Source organism: Neorhizobium sp. P1_A6 (assembly GCF_056406795.1).
On sequence record NZ_JBFTZM010000010.1, the window covers coordinates 203096 to 220557 of the forward strand.

Genomic DNA, 17462 nt, shown 5'->3' on the forward strand with positions numbered 1-17462 from the left:
ACCGTATCTTGCGATGTCGCGTCGGAGCACCGCCCAGCCATTGACGACCTGCCGCCGCTGCCCCACTACTTTCTGACATACTGAACTTGGTACACCGGGAGGATGCAGGGTGTTCCACGCAAGCATGAATTTTGCGCTCGGCGAGGAGGTCGACGCTGTTCGTGAAACGGTCCACCGTTTCGCGCAGGAAAAACTGAAGCCTCGCGCCGACGAAATCGACCGCAGCAACGAATTTGCCCGAGATCTCTGGCCTGAACTGGGTTCGCTCGGCCTGCTCGGCCTCACCGCCGACCCGGAATTCGGCGGCACGGGCCTCGGTTATCTCGCTCATGTGGTCGCCGTCGAGGAACTGGCTCGTGCCTCGGCCTCCACGTCGCTCAGCTACGGCGCCCATTCCAACCTCTGCGTCAACCAGATCAACCGCAACGGCAATGCCGACCAGAAGGCGCGTTACCTGCCGAAACTCTGCTCGGGAGAGCATGTCGGCGCGCTCGCCATGTCCGAGCCCGGCGCCGGTTCCGACGTCGTGTCGATGAAACTCCGCGCCGAAAAGCGCGGCGATCGCTACGTGCTCAACGGAACTAAAATGTGGATCACCAACGGCCCGGATGCCGATGTTCTGGTGGTCTATGCCAAGACCGATCCGGCCGCCGCCTCCAAAGGCATCACCGCCTTCCTGGTCGAAAAAGGTTTCAAAGGGTTTACGACCGCCCAGAAGCTCGACAAACTCGGCATGCGCGGCTCCAACACCTGCGAACTGGTGTTCGAGGATTGCGAAGTGCCGGCCGAAAACGTCATGGGCGCCGAAGGTGGCGGCGTGCGCGTGCTGATGTCGGGGCTCGACTACGAGCGCGTCGTGCTTTCGGCGATTGGCATCGGCATCATGCATGCCTGCCTCGACGTGGTCATGCCCTATGTCCACGAGCGAAAGCAGTTCGGCCAGCCGATCGGCGAGTTCCAGCTGATCCAGGCCAAGGTCGCCGACATGTACACGGCGATGAATTCCGCCCGTGCCTATGTCTATGCGGTGGCCGCCGCCTGCGATCGCGGCGCCGTAACGCGCCAGGATGCCGCCGCCTGCTGCCTCTACGCCTCCGAACAGGCGACCCAGCAGGCGCTGCAGGCCATCCAGATCCTCGGCGGCAACGGTTATATCAACGACAATCCGACTGGCCGGTTGCTGCGCGACGCCAAGCTGATGGAGATCGGCGCCGGTACGTCTGAAATCCGCCGCATGCTGATCGGCCGCGAACTCTTCAAGGAAACCGCCTGATGGCTGTCATCCGGTCTGCGGTCAACCTGAGGAGCGAAGCTGCCGAAGCGAACCGCGCCGCGATGCAGGCAAAGCTTGCCGAGGTCGAGGCGGCGGTAGCGCTCGCCGAAGCCGGCGGTGGCGAGGAAACGCGGGCGCGGCATGTGAAGCGCGGCAAACTGCTTCCGCGCGAGCGGATCGCTCGGCTGCTGGATCACGGTTCGCCCTTTCTCGAAATCGGCGCCACCGCCGCGCATGGGCTTTACGGCGGGGCGAGCCCGTCGGCCGGCATCGTCACCGGTATCGGCCGGGTCGAGGGCCGCGAGGTGATGATCGTCGCCAACGACGCCACCGTCAAAGGCGGCACCTATTACCCGATGACGGTCAAGAAACACCTGCGCGCCCAGGAGATCGCCGAGGAGAACCGGCTGCCTTGCGTCTATCTGGTCGATTCCGGCGGCGCCAACCTGCCGAACCAGGACGAGGTGTTTCCCGACCGCGATCACTTCGGCCGCATCTTCTTCAATCAGGCCCGCATGTCGGCGAAGGGCATCGCCCAGATCGCCGCGGTGATGGGCTCCTGCACCGCAGGCGGCGCCTATGTGCCGGCGATGTCCGACGAGGCGATCATCGTCAAGGACCAGGGAACGATCTTCCTCGCCGGTCCACCGCTGGTAAAGGCTGCGACGGGTGAGGAAGTCTCGGCCGAGGATCTCGGCGGCGGCGATGTGCACACCCGCCTCTCCGGCGTGGCGGATCATCTCGCCCGCGACGACGCCCATGCGCTCGCGCTGGTCCGCCGCGCCGTTGCCGGGCTCAACACCCGCAAGCCGGATACCGTGATGCTGGCGACGTCCGAAGAGCCGCTTTACGATCCGGAAGAAATTGCCGCGATCGTCCCGTCGTCGCTGAGCACTCCCTACGATATCCGCGAAGTGATCGCGCGGGTGGTGGATGGCTCGCGGTTCGACGAGTTCAAGGCTCGCTTTGGCATGACTCTGGTCTGCGGCTTCGCGCATGTCTTCGGGGTCCCGGTCGGCATCGTCGCCAACAATGGCGTGCTGTTTTCCGAAAGCGCCCAGAAGGGCGCTCATTTCATCGAGCTCTGCTCGCAGCGAAAGATCCCGCTGGTCTTCCTGCAGAACATCACCGGCTTCATGGTCGGTCGCAGATACGAGGCGGAGGGCATCGCCAAGCACGGCGCCAAGCTGGTGACGGCGGTTGCGACCACGTCCGTGCCGAAGGTCACGATCCTGCTTGGCGGTTCCTTCGGCGCCGGCAATTACGGCATGGCCGGTCGCGCCTATTCCCCGCGTTTCCTCTGGACCTGGCCGAACAGCCGGATTTCGGTCATGGGCGGCCCGCAAGCCGCCGGCGTGCTGGCGACTGTCCGGCGCGAGGCCATCGAACGCAGCGGCAAGACGTGGGGCGCGGACGAGGAAGCAGCCTTCAAACAGCCGGTGCTCGACCAGTTCGAGGAACAGAGCCATCCGCTTTATGCCTCCGCCCGCCTCTGGGACGACGGCATCATCCACCCGGCCAAGACCCGTCAGGTCCTGGGCCTGAGCCTCTCCGCCGCCCTCAATGCTCCGATCGAGGATACACGCTTCGGCGTGTTCCGGATGTGAGGTTGGTTTGATGCAGCAGAGCACATCCAAAGACCCCTTCTGGCCTGCCGGCCATCTCCCCCACAAGGGGGGAGAAGACTCGCGGCAAGGCCTCGCTTCAAATCCACGGCCGGTGCGGCGGGGTAAGCCCCTCCCCCTTGTGGGGAGGGGTTGGGGAGGGGTCTACTCGTCCTGGTATCTCGGTGCTGCCTCATGCTGAGAAAAGTCCTCATAGCCAATCGCGGCGAGATCGCCTGCCGCATCATCCGCACCTGCCACCGGCTGGGTGTCGCAACCGTCGCCGTCTATTCCGACACCGACCGGGACGCGCTGCATGTGACGCTTGCCGGCGAGGCCGTGCATATCGGCCCGTCCCCCGCCGGCGAAAGCTACCTGCGCGGCGAGACGATCATCCAGGCGGCGCTGCGCACCGCCGCCGATGCAATCCATCCCGGCTATGGGTTCCTCTCGGAGAACCCCGATTTCGCCGACGCGGTAACATCCGCCGGCATCCGCTTCATCGGCCCGTCATCCGATGCCATCCGCGCCATGGGCCTGAAGGACGCCGCCAAGGCGCTGATGGAAAAGGCAGGCGTGCCCGTCGTGCCGGGCTATCATGGCGCCGAGCAGGATCCGGGCTTACTCTTGGGTGAGGCCGACCGCATTGGTTTCCCGGTCTTGATCAAGGCGCGCGCTGGCGGCGGCGGCAAGGGCATGCGCCGGGTCGAGACCGCAGGAACCTTCAAGGAGGCGCTGGCCTCTGCTCAGCGCGAGGCGTTGGCGAGTTTCGGCGATCCCGCCTGCCTGATCGAGAAATACATCGCCCATCCGCGCCATATCGAGATCCAGGTCTTTGGCGACGATCACGGCAATGTTGTGCACCTGTTCGAGCGCGACTGCTCGCTGCAGCGCCGCCACCAGAAAGTCATCGAGGAAGCGCCGGCTCCCGGCATGCCGGAGGACATGCGCCTTGCCATGGGCGAGGCGGCGGTCAAGGCGGCGATGGCGATTTCCTATTCCGGTGCCGGCACGATCGAGTTCATCGCCGATGCCTCCGATGGGCTGAAGGCCGACCGTTTCTGGTTCATGGAAATGAACACCCGCCTGCAGGTGGAGCATCCGGTGACCGAGGCGATCACCGGCGTCGATCTCGTCGAATGGCAGCTTCGCGTCGCGTCCGGCGAGCCTCTGCCGCGCAGCCAAGACGAACTTTTCATCAGCGGCTGGGCCTTCGAGGCGCGGCTTTATGCGGAGGATGCCGAGCGGGGTTTTCTGCCCGCCACCGGCAGGCTTGCGCATCTGGACCTGCCGGAGGAACTGGCGCGGGTGGACAGCGGCGTGCGCGCCGGCGACCGCATCTCGCCCTTCTACGATCCGATGATCGCCAAGATCATCACCCGAGGCCCGGATCGCCAGACAGCGCTGTCGCTGCTGTCCGCCGCCCTTGCCGAGGTTCGCGCCACCGGCGTCACCACCAATGCTGCCTTTATTCGCCGGCTAACGATCCTGCCTGATTTCGCCGAAGGCCGGCCGGAGACAGGTCTCATCGACCGGCATCTGGCCGAATTGACGATCGGTCAGGCCCCGGCTCGCGAGACAATGGCGCTGGCCGCCTTGAAGCTTTCCGGCGCACTCGAGCCGAAGACCGTCAGCGATCCCTGGGGCCGCTTGTCCGGATTCCGGTTATGGTCGGAAGCATCCGACTTCGTCGAACTGGATTACCGCGGCCAGCACGTGCCGATCTCGTTCGGATCGACCGGAGAGGGCGTCTATGCGGCCGCGGTCGACGGCAGACAGGTCGATTTCGGCCTTTCTCGTCTGGGCGAAGATACCTATCTCTTGGAGGTCGACGGCCGTAAGCGCCGGTTCCATCTCGTGCCTGGCCATCGTGACCTGACGATCTTCGGCGATGGCGAAAGCTGGCACTTCGGCCTTATCGATCCCCTTGCCGGCGAGGATGAGGTTGCCGGCGGTGGCGATCGCATCGTCGCCCCCATGCCGGGCCTCGTCAAACTCCTTCGTGCCATGCCGGGAGCCTCTGTCGCAAAGGGCGAGGCCCTTGTCGTGATGGAAGCCATGAAGATGGAATTGACGCTTGCCGCGCCGCGCGACGGGACGATTGCCGACGTCCTCGTGTCGCAGGGCGAGCAGGTGATCGAAGGCGCCGTGCTGCTCTCCCTTGAGCAGGAGCAGGAAGCCGGGGAGCCGCAGGATGGCTGAATTCGTCCGCATCCACGAGATGGGGCCGCGGGACGGCCTGCAGAACGAGAAGCGCCTCATTTCCACTGCCGACAAGATCCGGCTGGTTGACCTGCTTTCGGCCTGCGGTTTCGAAAAAATCGAGGTGACGAGCTTCGTGCGTGCCGACTGGGTGCCGCAGATGGCCGACGGCGCCGAGGTCATGGCTGGCATTACCCGCCGTCCGGGGACGCTGTACACAGTGCTGACGCCGAACGTGCGGGGATATGCGGCGGCCGTCTCGGCCAAAGCGGATGAGGTTGCCGTCTTCGCCTCGGCGTCCGAAGGCTTCAGCCACCGCAACATCAATTGCAGCATCGCCGAGAGTTTTCAGCGGTTCGCCCCGCTGATCGATAGCGCCCGCCGCGATGGGATACCCGTCCGCGCTTACGTCTCCTGCGCCGTCGACTGTCCCTTCGATGGTCCGACGCCGCCGGCCCAGGTGGCGCGGGTGGCAACGGAGCTTCATGCGCTGGGTTGCAGCGAGGTGGCGCTGGCCGATACGATCGGCACAGGCACCCCGGATCGGGTCGCAGCCATGCTCGATGCGGTCTTGAAGCACCTGCCAGCGGCACATCTCGCCGGGCATTTTCACGATACGAACGGCAGGGCGCTCGACAACATCGCCGTTTCGCTCGAAAAAGGCCTGCGCGTTTTCGATGCCGCCGCCGGCGGCCTTGGCGGCTGCCCTTATGCGCCGGGAGCGGAGGGCAATGTCGCGACTGGCAAGACGGTCGATCATCTGCATGCGCTGGGGTTCGAAACCCGCATCGACCGCGACCGGCTGACCGAGGCAGAGGCTTTTGCCCGCAGCCTGAGGGGAGCACGCTGATGGGCGCTTACGACACGCTAACGCTGGAACGGGATCTCCGCGGGGTGGTGACACTGACGCTCGCCCGGCCCGAAAAGCACAATGCCATGAACGCACGGATGATCGCCGATCTGGCCGACGCGGCCGGCAAGCTCGCAGCCGACGATGCGGTGCGCGTCGTGGTTCTCGCATCCGCCGGCATCACATTCTGCGCCGGCGGCGATCTGCAATGGATGCGCGATCAGGCGGCGAGGGATCGTGCCGGCAAGATCGAGGGGGCGACGGAACTTGCTCTTATGCTGAAGGCACTCGACGACCTGCCGAAACCGCTGATCGGCCGGGTGCAGGGCAATGCCTTCGGCGGCGGTATCGGCCTGATGGCCGTCTGCGACATCGTGGTCGCGGCCGACAGCACCTGGTTTGCGCTCACTGAAACACGGCTCGGCCTGATCCCCGCCACCATCGGACCCTACGTCGTGCGCCGGATCGGTGAGGGGCATGCCCGTCGCCTGTTCCTCAACGCCCGCCGCTTCGATGCGGCCACGGCCCGCGAGATCGGTCTCGTTTCAGCCGTTCGCACAGCCGACGAACTCGATGCTGCGGTGGAAGAGGAGGTCTCGGCTTTCCTCGATTGCGCTCCCGGCGCTGTCGCCAGCGCCAAGAGCCTTGTGCAAAATCTCGCCCGCCAGGCGATCGAAGATCCGGTCGGCTACAGCACCGGCTTGCTTGCCGACCGTTGGGAAAGCGCCGAAGGCCGCGCCGGCATCGAGGCCTTCCTCAATCGCCGGCCGATGCCCTGGGCGGCTCCCAAGGCAGGTGGGGATTAGCCCCGGATCGGCTCCGGACCAGTCGAGCGTTATTGTTTCGGAATACCCGCCTTCTGGATCACGTCCGACCATTTCTGGATGTCGGCCTTCAGGCGGTTGCCGATCTCCTCCGGCGTGCTGGATCGGGCTTCGACGCCGAGATCCGCGAACCGCTTCTTGAGGGCAGGGTCGGCGAGCACTTCGACCAGCGTGGTGTTCAGCTTCTTCACCGCTTCCGGCGGCGTGCCCTTCGGCGCGAAGATGGCGTTCCAGGAGGTCACGTCGAAGCCCTTGACACCTTCTTCCGCGGCGGTCGGGACGTTCGGCGAGAGGCTGGAGCGCGACGGGCCGGATGAGGCGATAGCGGTCGCCTGGTTCTGCTGCAGGGCAGCCTTCAGCGCCGTCTGGCTGTCGACGATCAAGTCGAGCTCGCCGCCCAGCAGGGCGACCTGAAGATCGGGCGTGGCTTTGTAAGGGACGATGGTGAAATCGATCCCGGAAGCCGACTTGAAGAGCTCAGCTGCAAGATTCTGGCTGCTGCCGACGTTGATCGTCCCGACATTGAGCGCGCCGGGCTTGGCTTTTGCGGCTTCCAGCACATCCTTGAGGGTTTTGAACTTGCCGCCCGATTTGGTGACGAACACGAAATCGAAATAGGCAAGGCTCGATACCGGCACGAAATCGGCGACCGGATCGAATTGCAGGTTCTTGAAGAGCGGAACGCTGATCGCGGTGCCGTTCGAAAGCAGGGCGAGCGTGTAGCCGTCTGCCGGCGCGTTCAGCGCCGCCCGTGCCGCAACGGAGCCGCCCGCACCCGGCTGGTTCATGATGACGATCTGTTTGCCGAGCTTCTTGCCGAGCGACTCGGCAACCAGGCGTGCCGTAATGTCGGCAATCCCGCCGGGGCCGAAGGGCAGAACCAGCGTGATGTCCCTCGACGGATAGGCGTCCTGCGCCATGGCCCCGGCCGGCAGCATCAGGGTCACGGCGATGGCCAGAGATTTCATCCATCGCGCCGGCTGTCGGAACCGGCCCGCCGATCTCCCCGTAATTTTGTAATCCATTCTCTCCTCCTCCTCCTCTAAGGCCGCTCAGGCGGCGAAACCGTATAAACGTGCGGGATTGTCGACGAGCAGCCGCCGCCGATCCTCTTCCGTCAGCGCAAACCTCGGCACGAGATCCACGAGGTCGGCCTCGTCGACGGGTTCCTTGAGGTTCGGATGCGGGAAGTCCGTGCCCCACAGGCTCCGGTCGGGGCTTGCCGCCAGGAGCGCCTTGGCAAAAGGCACCGCCGTATCGAACGGAAAGCGGGAGATCCGCTCCGACCCGCAGACCTTGATCCAGCAGTTTTCCTGCCGCACCAGTTCCAGCAGCGTCTGAAACGCCGGCTGGTCGGTGCCGAGGCTGGTGTCGACGCGCCCCATGTGATCGATGACGAAGGGGACCGGCAGTCGGGCGATCATGTCGGAAAGCGGAACGATGTCGGCGGCATCGAGATGCAGGACGACATGCCAGTCGCGGCCCTTGATGCGGTCGATCACCCGGTTGAAGACGTCCAGGTCCGGTGCCCCGCCGAGATGGCGGACGAAGTTGAACCGCACGCCGCGCACGCCGCCGTCGTCGAGCGTCTGGTAGGCGCGGTCGTCAAAACTGTCATCTACGATCGCAACGCCGCGGTAACGATCCGGGCGCCAGGCGATCGCGTCGAGCATGGCGCGGTTGTCGGTCCCGTGGCAGCTCGCCTGGACGATGACGGCGCGGTCGATGCCAAGCCGCTCGTGGAGCCTCGCCAGCGCCTCTTTCGGTGCGTCGTCCGGCGTATAACTGCGGCTGGGGGCATAGGGGAACACGGCGCCCGGGCCGAACACATGACAATGCGCGTCGCAGCTATTTACAGGCAGTATGAAGTTCGGTTTCCGCCGCGTCCCGTGACCGCTCTCCTGGCGATGTTCGTTCATTTCTCCTCCCATGCGTATTTCAGATTGCTGCGGATTGCCTGGTTCCGACGCTGAGGCTTCGAAAGCTCGCATAACTTGCTTCGACGAGTTGATCGACGGCGGCTTCCCGGTCGTTTCCGTCGACCGTGCCGCCCGAAAGGCGGGTGACGCGGTCGGGATTGATGAGGGCGTAATAGAGGGAGCCGAGCAGGAACTGGCTGCGCCAGACGAGCCCCTCCAATGGCGCGCCCGGCACGCAGTCGGCGAGAGCCTTGATGAAGGCGCGGCTGGTCTCGTCGAACGCGTCCGCGATGATCGCCTGCGCGTCGGGATTTCCCTCTGCCGACAGGACCGCCCGCATGCGGGTGAATTCGGCACCGCCGCCATCGCCCTCCGAGGAGGAGACGAAGGCCGGCACGACATAGGCGCGCAGGATCGCCATCAGCCGCTGATCCGCATCGCTGATCCGCAGCGCTTCGCCCAGCAGTTCGCGGCGGCGGGCGTTCATCGGCACCGTGTGGCGCTCGTAGACCTCCCGCAGCAATTTTGCCTTCGAGCCGAAATGATAGGTCAGGCTGCCGACATTGGCTCCGGACGCCTTGGCGATGTCTCGCAGCGAGACGGCATTGTAGCCGCTGCGGGAAAACAGGGTGACGGCGTTTCTGAGCAAGGCTTCCCTCAGGTTCGGTCGCATCGAACATCCATTATCAACTGTACGCCCAATTTGTACAGTTGTACAAATTGGGCGTCAATCGAAATCGCGCGCCGAGACGGCCGAGACCATTTTGCGGCGGCGCCGGCTCCGGGAACCGATCCTTCCGAGGAAACGAGCTAGCGTTGTGGAAGCATGAAGCCGGCGAAAAAAGCGGCGAGCTCCGCGTGGGCATCAAGCGGCAGGACATGCGCGACATACTGGTCCGGCCGCACCACCACCATGCAGCCCTGTTCCCGGTCGATGCCGCGCATATCGAAAATGTCATGGCCGCTCTTGAGGTCGGGGCAGAACATCTTCTCGTAGTCGCGGAGCCCGTAACGGCCCTTCCGGGGCAGCAGGAAAGCCGGCATGGTTTCGACCGCAAGCGTGCGGTGGGCCTGCTGAAAGACGGCGCGGAAATCGATCACCGCGTCGATGTCGGCACCGGAAGGTGTATGTCTCTTCACCGGCGAAGAGGGGGAGTCCGCCAGGAAATCGCAAAGTGCCCGCAGGCGCGAGGAGGGTGCCGCACGATCCTCCGCCCCGGCAAAGGCATAGATGCGCCAGCGACCGTCGGCTTTCGCGGCATGACCGAGCTGCATCGGCTTGGCATCGACCAGCCGGATCACCGGCGCCGAATGGAACCGCGTGCCGATCGTCAACCCGCTGGCGAGATGCTGGTGGGTCGATTGGCCGGTCAGCACCGACGGCCTGTATCGGGTCGCCGTGCCTGCCGTATAACGCCCCGATCGAACGAAATATTTTTGCACTTCCGCCGGCTCGACGCCGTCGCCATCCGGATCATTGGGGGATTTCAGCGGTGCGCTCAGCATGGCCGACCATTCGCGGTCGAAGTCGATCAGTTCCTTGGCGATGGTCTGGCGCTCGGCGGAATAGCTGTGCAGCAGTTCGGGCCTGCTGCGCCCCTGCAGGACGGCCGCCAGCTTCCAGCCGAGGTTGAAACCGTCCTGCATCGAGACGTTCATGCCCTGGCCGGCCTTCGGACTATGCGTGTGGCAGGCATCGCCGGCGATGAACACATGCGGCAGGCGCCCCCCGGGAGCGTCCTCCGGCACGTCGTCGAACTTGTCGGTCAGCCGTTGCCCGATCTCGTAGACCGACCACCAGGCGACTTCCTTCACCTCGAATGTGTAGGGATGCAGGATGCGCTGCACAGCCGCGATCAGCTTGTCGACGGTGATGTTCCGGCTCGCGACCCGTTCATTTTCGTTAAGCTTGTCCATCTCCACATAGATGCGGACCATGTAGCCGCCTTCGCGCGGGATCAGCACGATGCTGCCTTCGCCCGCGGACTGGATGAGCGTCTTCAGGCGGATGTCGGGAAAATCGGTAACGGCCAGCACGTCCATGACGCCCCAGGCGTGATTGGCGGAATCGCCGTGCAGCGCCCGCCCGATCGATTTGCGCACCGTGCTGCGCGCCCCGTCGCAGCCGACGACGTAGCGGCCCCCGATGGTCTCGATCTCACCTTCGTGGGAGGGGTCGAGACGTTCCAACCTCGCGGTCACCGGATAATCCGAAGCCGCAGGATCGGTTTCGACGTCGATCAGGCGCCGCGAATAATGCGGCTCGAGCCTGGCCGGCGATTTGCGCATGACGTCGAGGAAAAAATCCTGCACGCGGGCCTGGTTGAGGATGACATGCGGGAATTCGGAAAGCCCGTCCTCCGTGTCGTCGATCCTGCCGCTGCGCACGATGTTTTCCCGCTTTGCATCGTCGGGTTTCCAGAACGAGGTCTCGTTGACCCAGTAGGATTCCCTCATCACCCTCTCCGCGAAACCGAAGGCGTGGAACATTTCCATGGTGCGGCAGGCGATACCGTCCGCCTGGCCGCGCAGCAAGGGCCCCGATCTCTGGTCGACGATGCAGGTCCTGATATCGGGAAAGGCAGACAGTTGCGCCGCGAGCGTAAGGCCTGCCGGACCGCAGCCGACGATCAGGACATCGACTTCGGAGGGAAGCGGTCCTTTGTCGACTGGCGTGCTCTGTCGATCCTCCGGGTGAAAGATTTCCGGGTCGCCGGGTTCGAACCCATTCAGATGGAATTGCATGGAACCAGTTTCCTCCGCATGTTTCTTGATGGGCGTCCGCTGAAATGGATTCGACGGATCCAATATTGATCAGTATGCTGATTATCAGTATACGTGTCAAGCTTGCGATGGTTTTGGAGAGTTTGGTGAAAGACAACGATGACATGCCGGGGCATCTCGCCCGCCGGTTTCAGCAGATCGCCGTGGCGGTCTTCCATGCCGAGGTCGAGCAAGCCGGCTACGACCTGACACCCGTCCAATACGCGGCGCTTGCGGCGATCAGCACCAATCCCGGGATCGATCAGGTAACGCTTGCGGGGCTGATCGCCTACGACCGGACGACGATTACCGGGGTCATCGACCGGCTGGTGCAGAAGGGCCTGCTGGTGCGCAATGCCAGCACCAAGGACAGGCGCGCCCGCGAATTGCAGATCACCGACGAGGGTCGCAAGACCTTGAGCGGCGTCGCGCCGGTGGTCGAGGCGGCGCAGGAACTCATGCTGCGCGGGCTGTCGGCAGATGAGGGCGACGAACTGCTGCGGCTTTTGCGCAAGGCGATCGCCGCCGGCAACGAGTTGAGCCGCGCACCGTTGCGCGAGGTTTCGGACACCGCCAAGACCAAGCCGGTCACCTGACGTGCTTCGGGCAAGGCGTGGCCCGGTTCCCGGAGCAAACTCCGTATCCGATCCCGCTCCGTTAACCATTTGTTGACCATATTGGCCGAGCCTCCTCTCCAGGCGCACCAGCCGTAACCCGGATACAGCAGGGAGAAGAGCATGACGCTCGTGACGTTGCCCAACAAGATCGTGCGAAACAGCCACCACACCGTTCTGGTGATGCGCGACGGTGGCACATGCCAGGCCGTCTGCGTGGTCAACGACGGCAGGATCGGCGACGTCTGCTCAAAGCTCGGCCTTATCGAAAGCATCGCCAGCAGCAAGCTCGATCACGGCGAAGTGGCGTTCGACGGCCGCGTTTGGATCACCCATTCCGACATGCCGCGTCCACTGCATGTGGGGCGCCACTAGGTCTTATCCCGCAGGCGAACGAAACATCCGGCCCTCGAGCATGCTCGAGGGCCGGATATCGGGGAGGTATCAGCGGAAGAGGTCGAGAATGCGTTTCGACTGTTCGTTGACGATGCTGAGGCCGATCGTCTGAAGTTGCTGCTGCACCTTCGTGGCGGCGAGCTTTACGGCGCTCTCTTCCATGTTGGCATCGACGAGGCGCCCGACGCCGCGGTCGATCGCATCATGCAGCTTGGAGAGGAACTCCGTATTGGCACCGATGCGGCTCGAGGTGGAGCCGAGCTTGGCGCCGGCGGAGGTGAGGCTCGAAAGCATGCTGTCGGTGGCCGAGATCATCCCGTCCAACTCGTCTTCGGTGGTCGAATTCGAGATCTTGATTTCGTTGGCGGTTGCCGACCCCTGCGATCCCGTATCAAGGAGATAATATTCGTAGGCGGTGCCGTTGTCGGTGGTGCCCGAATAGGCCTTGGTCAGAAGCCCGTCGGCGGCGTCACCGCTGCCGACCAGCGTCGTCGAGGCGGTATCGAAATCGATCGTGTTGAGGGCCGTGGTGCCGTCTTGGTTCGTCGATGGGGATGCCAGCAGCGACTTGACGCTCGGCGTCCCGGCGGAACTCAGCCAGTTCTCGCCGCTGAAGGATGACGACTCGGCGACCATGCCCAACTGATCCTTGAGTTGGCCGATCTCCGCATTGATGGCGTCGCGGTCCACGCCCGGCGAGCGCGCCAGGATAAGTTTTGCCTTGATCTCGGAAACGAGACCGGTCGCAGCCTCCATGCCGAGCGACGCCGTATCCGTCACCGCGGCTGCAAGGCCCGATGCGTCCTCGACTGCCGAAAGCGACATGCCCGTCGAACGCATCGAGGTGGCGATCGACCAATAGGCGGCGTTATCGGAGGCCGTATTGACGTTGCGGCCGGTTGCCACCTGGATCGTGTTACGCTCCAGCGCCTTGGCGGAGCCGGTCAGCAATAACAGCGCAGAAGCCGCCGACTGATTGTAAGAAATGCTGCTCATGAAGCGTCTCGCAGGTGGGAAGGACACGTTACGGGCTCAGGCAGTGAAGATTGGCGTCATGCCCTTGAGCTGTCGCCGCGTTGGCGCACGAACCCATCACCTGCAATCACCTTGCACGAGCGAGATTTCAAAGCATTTGCAGGATTTATTAAGGTTTTAATGATTGGCGGGTTTGTTGGCGGGAATGTGTTCAGATGCGGTAGACCTAAGAAATCACCGCTGCGTACTCTGAACTCAGAAGCCCTGAAATAAAAAGTCCGTCGCGGCGAGAATCTCGTCGCGATACGCGGAAAGGTCAGCAACCAGTTCGCCGAGATCCTGGGCCGGCACGGCGGCCATTCTTTGCGTCGCCATCACGTGCAGTTCGCCACGGATTGCAAAACGCGGGTTAAGACGTGGCATCGACCACGAAAGCTCCGCGACCGGATATAGCGGGACTATGACGCGAGTCTTGAGATCATCCAAAAGGTCCGCCTGAAGGTCGAGCACCAGCAGTTTGCTGGATGCCATTTTGTAAGCACGAAAACGCGCCATCAGAACTGGCGATACTTGGCGAGTGGCAAACCGTGTTTCTCGATATATTCATTTTCAAGCCGGATTGCCTCGGCATTCTCCAGCCGCCAAAGGCGTTCGCGCTCGGCCTTGATCGCCTTTGTTATGCCTTCTTCGGCCGCCCGCGATACGTTTATCTTCAGCTCGCGGGCTTCGGACACAAGGTTGCTGTCCAGCGAAAGATTGGCTGCTTTTCGGGCGGACTGGGACATTCCGATCTCCAAGTTTATGCGCAAACTATATGCGCATAAACGGTCATTGGAAAGCTCAGTCGTCCTTCATCTTCAAGGCCGCAATGAAGGCTTCCTGCGGGATGTCGACCTTGCCGAACTGTCGCATGCGCTTCTTGCCTTCCTTCTGCTTGTCGAGCAGCTTGCGCTTGCGGGTGGCGTCGCCGCCGTAGCATTTTGCGGTCACGTCCTTGCGCATCGCCGAGATCGTTTCGCGGGCGATCACGTTGCCGCCGATCGCCGCCTGGATCGGGATCTTGAACATGTGCCGCGGGATCAGGTCCTTGAGCTTCTCGCACATGTCGCGGCCGCGCTTTTCGGCAGCGGAGCGGTGGACGAGCATGGAGAGCGCGTCGACTGGCTCGCCGTTGACCATGATCGACATCTTCACGAGGTTTCCCTCGCGATAGCCGTGCAGATGGTAGTCGAACGAGGCATAACCCTTGGAGATCGACTTCAGGCGGTCGTAGAAATCGAACACCACTTCGTTGAGCGGCAGCTCGTAGGTGAGCATGGCGCGCTTGCCGACATAGGTGAGTTCGGTCTGGATGCCGCGGCGGTCCTGGCAGAGTTTTAGGATGCCGCCGAGATAGTCGTCGGGGGTGAGGATCGTCGCCTTGATCCACGGTTCCTGGATTTCCGAGATCTTGACCACGTCCGGCATGTCGGCCGGATTGTGCAGCTCGCGCTCGGAACCATCGGTCATCGTCAGCTTGTAGACGACCGAGGGTGCGGTGGCGATGAGGTCGAGGTCGAACTCGCGTTCCAGGCGTTCCTGGATGATTTCCAGATGCAGCAGGCCGAGGAAGCCGCAGCGGAAACCGAAACCGAGTGCTGCCGAACTTTCCATTTCGAAGGAGAACGACGCGTCGTTGAGGCGCAGCTTGCCCATCGCGGCGCGCAGGTCCTCGAAATCGGCGGCATCGACCGGGAAGAGGCCGCAGAACACCACCGGCTGGGCCGGCTTGAAGCCCGGCAGCGCCTTGGCGGTCGGGCGCTTGTCCTCGGTGATCGTATCGCCGACGCGGGTATCGGCCACTTCCTTGATCGAGCCGGTGAAGAAACCGATCTCGCCGGGGCCGAGGCTGTCGACGGCCAGCATTTTCGGGGTCAGGACGCCGACGCGCTCCACTTGGTATTTGGCATCGGTGCCCATCATGCGGATGGTCTGGCCCTTGGTCAGCACGCCGTCGAGAATGCGCACCAGAACCATGACGCCGAGATAGGTGTCGTACCAGCTGTCGACCAGCAGCGCCTTCAGCGGGCCTTTTTCGCCGAGTTCGCTCTTCGGCGGCGGCAGCTGGTGGACGATCGCTTCCAGCACGTCCGGAATGCCGAGGCCCGTCTTTGCCGAGATCAGCACGGCGTGCGACGCGTCGATGCCGATCACTTCCTCGATCTGTTCGCGGATGCGGTCGGGTTCGGCCGCCGGCAGGTCGATCTTGTTGAGGACGGTGACGATCTCGTGGTTGTTGTCGATCGCCTGATAGACGTTGGCGAGCGTCTGCGCCTCGACGCCCTGGGATGCGTCGACGACCAGAAGCGAACCTTCGCAGGCCGACAGCGAACGCGAGACTTCATAGGCGAAGTCGACGTGGCCGGGCGTGTCGATGAGGTTCAGGATATAGGTTTCGCCGTTATTCGCCTTGTAATGCAGGCGCACGGTCTGGGCCTTGATGGTGATGCCGCGTTCGCGCTCGATATCCATCGAGTCCAGCACCTGTTCCGACATGTCGCGCTCGGCAAGGCCACCGGTCGTCTGGATCAGCCGGTCGGCGAGCGTCGACTTGCCGTGGTCGATATGTGCCACGATCGAGAAGTTGCGGATATGGTCAAGCGGAGTGCGGGTGGAATTGGTGCTCATGGTCGCGCATATAGCAGCGCGAATCCCTGCCGCAAAGCGGAAAGATAACCTTTCGTTGAGGATAAAGCCCAGCGGCGTGGGCTATTTGGCGGGCTTTTCGGTCTCCGGACCGGTCATCACGGAGGCGTTCGGAAGCTGGGCGCTTCTGAGCCCGACATTCTCCCGTTCGTCGGCGGGCACGCCCACACGTTCCTTGAGGCGCCAGATCACGTAAGTCCCATAGGCGATCGCCACCAGGATCACGGCGTAGATGAAGGTGTGCTGGCCGAAAGCCGGGGTGAGCAGCGTCACCCCGAGCGGCACGATGGTCGCAGCCGTCGACCAGGCGACCAAGAGCGTCGAAGAGAGCGGCACGAAATCGCCGGGATCGGCCCGGTCGTTGGCATGCGCGTTGGCGACTGAATAGACGGTCTCGACCGCGCCGCCGAAGACGAGGAAGACGAGCATCAGGACGATCATCATCGAGAAGGACACGAACAACGCCGCGGTGCCCGCCGCGACAATCAGCGCGCAGGTGATCAACAGCACGAAACGGCGGTCGATGCGGTCCGACAGCATGCCGAGCGGATATTGCACGAACAGCAGGCCGGTCTGCATCACCAGCATCAGCAGCGCGACGTCCGCCTGCGCCACGTGGCTGGTGGTGGCGTAGATCGGCACGAAGCCCTGGATCACCATCGAGAGCCCGCCGGACGCGAGCACGCCGATCAGCCCGACCGGCGAGATACGCCAGGCCATCTTGATGTCGACATTGACATTGGCCGGCGCCGGCGGGTTCGGCAGGCGGGTGAGCCCGATCGGCAGGATGGCGAGCGCGGTGACGAAGACGACGGCAAGCGGCGCCAGATTGCCGTCCGTCGGAATGCGGCCGAACAGCCAGGCGCCGGCGCCGAGCCCCAGCACGAAGGCCATGTAGAAGAATGACATCGCCCGGCCCCGCCATTCGTTGGAGGCGGCGTGGTTGAGCCAGCTCTGGGCGATGATGAAATTGACGTTGGACGCTGCCCCGTAGACGCCGCGCGCCAAAACCCACCAGATCGGCGGCGGGTTGGTGGCGATCAGCACGGCGGCGATGATCACCATCGCCATCGAGCAGGAGAAGAGGCGAGCATGGCCTACCCGGCGGATCAGAGGTCCGCCGACGATGCAGCCGATCAGCCCGCCGAAGGCAAGCGTCGGAACCGCGGCGCTGGCGGCCCAGGAAGAGCCGGTCTCCGTCAGCACGAAGGGGACATAGGCGGACATGATGCCGCTGCCGACGGCGGCGATCGTCATCGAGACGACGATGCTGGCGATCGACAGGGGCGACGCCGTCTCGGATGTCTGGCCGTTCATCTCGTCCCCCGCAAGCGCGGGCGTTGGCGATTTCCGCCGA

The 17462-nt window shown here is 63.7% G+C and carries 16 protein-coding genes; 7 read left to right on the plus strand and 9 right to left on the minus strand.

Going from position 1 to position 17462, the window contains the following annotated elements; genetic code table 11:
• Window positions 1-109: 109 nt before the first annotated feature.
• The 5 genes from AC1D3C_RS20710 to AC1D3C_RS20730 all read left to right on the plus strand — a co-directional run bounded on the left by AC1D3C_RS20710 (window position 110) and on the right by AC1D3C_RS20730 (window position 6735).
• Window positions 110-1273 carry an isovaleryl-CoA dehydrogenase gene (locus tag AC1D3C_RS20710; protein ID WP_477484153.1) on the plus strand — a complete coding sequence of 388 codons (1164 nt, stop codon included), beginning with the start codon at window positions 110-112 and terminating at the stop codon, window positions 1271-1273.
• Window positions 1273-2880, plus strand: a complete 1608-nt coding sequence (locus tag AC1D3C_RS20715; RefSeq protein WP_477484154.1) for a carboxyl transferase domain-containing protein — start codon at window positions 1273-1275, stop codon at window positions 2878-2880. The genes AC1D3C_RS20710 and AC1D3C_RS20715 overlap by 1 nt, the downstream gene beginning before the upstream one ends.
• Before the next feature lie 192 nt (window positions 2881-3072).
• On the plus strand, window positions 3073-5079 hold the full coding sequence (locus AC1D3C_RS20720; protein ID WP_477484155.1) for an acetyl/propionyl/methylcrotonyl-CoA carboxylase subunit alpha: 2007 nt from the start codon (window positions 3073-3075) through the stop codon (window positions 5077-5079).
• On the plus strand, window positions 5072-5929 hold the full coding sequence (locus AC1D3C_RS20725) for a hydroxymethylglutaryl-CoA lyase (RefSeq protein WP_477484156.1): 858 nt from the start codon (window positions 5072-5074) through the stop codon (window positions 5927-5929). Before AC1D3C_RS20720 ends, AC1D3C_RS20725 begins: the two co-directional genes overlap by 8 nt.
• Complete coding sequence (locus AC1D3C_RS20730; protein WP_477484157.1) at window positions 5929-6735, plus strand: crotonase/enoyl-CoA hydratase family protein; 807 nt, start codon at window positions 5929-5931, stop codon at window positions 6733-6735. Before AC1D3C_RS20725 ends, AC1D3C_RS20730 begins: the two co-directional genes overlap by 1 nt.
• Window positions 6736-6764: 29 nt before the next feature.
• Here AC1D3C_RS20730 and AC1D3C_RS20735 read toward each other — a convergent pair whose 3' ends face one another.
• From AC1D3C_RS20735 to AC1D3C_RS20750, 4 genes are all read right to left on the minus strand, one after another.
• Window positions 6765-7721 carry a Bug family tripartite tricarboxylate transporter substrate binding protein gene (locus tag AC1D3C_RS20735; protein ID WP_477484158.1) on the minus strand — a complete coding sequence of 319 codons (957 nt, stop codon included), beginning with the start codon at window positions 7719-7721 and terminating at the stop codon, window positions 6765-6767.
• An 84-nt stretch (window positions 7722-7805) separates the two neighbouring features.
• The gene (locus AC1D3C_RS20740; RefSeq protein ID WP_477484159.1) at window positions 7806-8672 is read right to left on the minus strand and encodes an amidohydrolase family protein; all 867 of its coding nucleotides are present in this window, start codon (window positions 8670-8672) and stop codon (window positions 7806-7808) included.
• 19 nt (window positions 8673-8691) lie between these two features.
• A complete protein-coding gene (locus AC1D3C_RS20745; protein WP_105438744.1) occupies window positions 8692-9345 on the minus strand; it encodes a TetR/AcrR family transcriptional regulator in 654 nt (217 codons plus the stop codon).
• Between the two features lie 137 nt (window positions 9346-9482).
• Window positions 9483-11417 carry an FAD-binding monooxygenase gene (locus AC1D3C_RS20750; protein ID WP_477484160.1) on the minus strand — a complete coding sequence of 645 codons (1935 nt, stop codon included), beginning with the start codon at window positions 11415-11417 and terminating at the stop codon, window positions 9483-9485.
• Between the two features lie 125 nt (window positions 11418-11542).
• On the opposite strand from AC1D3C_RS20750, the gene AC1D3C_RS20755 reads away from it, so the two are divergent.
• Together AC1D3C_RS20755 and AC1D3C_RS20760 are read left to right on the plus strand one after the other, a co-directional pair.
• Complete coding sequence (locus AC1D3C_RS20755; RefSeq protein WP_477484161.1) at window positions 11543-12031, plus strand: MarR family winged helix-turn-helix transcriptional regulator; 489 nt, start codon at window positions 11543-11545, stop codon at window positions 12029-12031.
• A 141-nt stretch (window positions 12032-12172) separates the two neighbouring features.
• Window positions 12173-12424 carry a hypothetical protein gene (locus tag AC1D3C_RS20760; protein WP_477484162.1) on the plus strand — a complete coding sequence of 84 codons (252 nt, stop codon included), beginning with the start codon at window positions 12173-12175 and terminating at the stop codon, window positions 12422-12424.
• A 69-nt stretch (window positions 12425-12493) separates the two neighbouring features.
• Here AC1D3C_RS20760 and AC1D3C_RS20765 read toward each other — a convergent pair whose 3' ends face one another.
• From AC1D3C_RS20765 to AC1D3C_RS20785, 5 genes are all read right to left on the minus strand, one after another.
• Window positions 12494-13441, minus strand: coding sequence for a flagellin N-terminal helical domain-containing protein (locus AC1D3C_RS20765; RefSeq protein WP_477484163.1), 948 nt, complete (start codon window positions 13439-13441; stop codon window positions 12494-12496).
• A gap of 234 nt (window positions 13442-13675) precedes the next feature.
• A complete protein-coding gene (locus tag AC1D3C_RS20770) occupies window positions 13676-13975 on the minus strand; it encodes a CcdB family protein (protein ID WP_038548227.1) in 300 nt (99 codons plus the stop codon).
• Window positions 13975-14205: a type II toxin-antitoxin system CcdA family antitoxin gene (locus AC1D3C_RS20775; RefSeq protein WP_105438741.1), complete on the minus strand. Its 231-nt coding sequence runs from the start codon at window positions 14203-14205 to the stop codon at window positions 13975-13977. The genes AC1D3C_RS20770 and AC1D3C_RS20775 overlap by 1 nt, the downstream gene beginning before the upstream one ends.
• A gap of 55 nt (window positions 14206-14260) precedes the next feature.
• Window positions 14261-16087: a translation elongation factor 4 gene (gene lepA, locus AC1D3C_RS20780; RefSeq protein WP_038548234.1), complete on the minus strand. Its 1827-nt coding sequence runs from the start codon at window positions 16085-16087 to the stop codon at window positions 14261-14263.
• Window positions 16088-16168: 81 nt separating this feature from the next.
• Window positions 16169-17422: an MFS transporter gene (locus tag AC1D3C_RS20785; protein WP_477484164.1), complete on the minus strand. Its 1254-nt coding sequence runs from the start codon at window positions 17420-17422 to the stop codon at window positions 16169-16171.
• Between the last annotated feature and the right edge of the window lie 40 nt (window positions 17423-17462).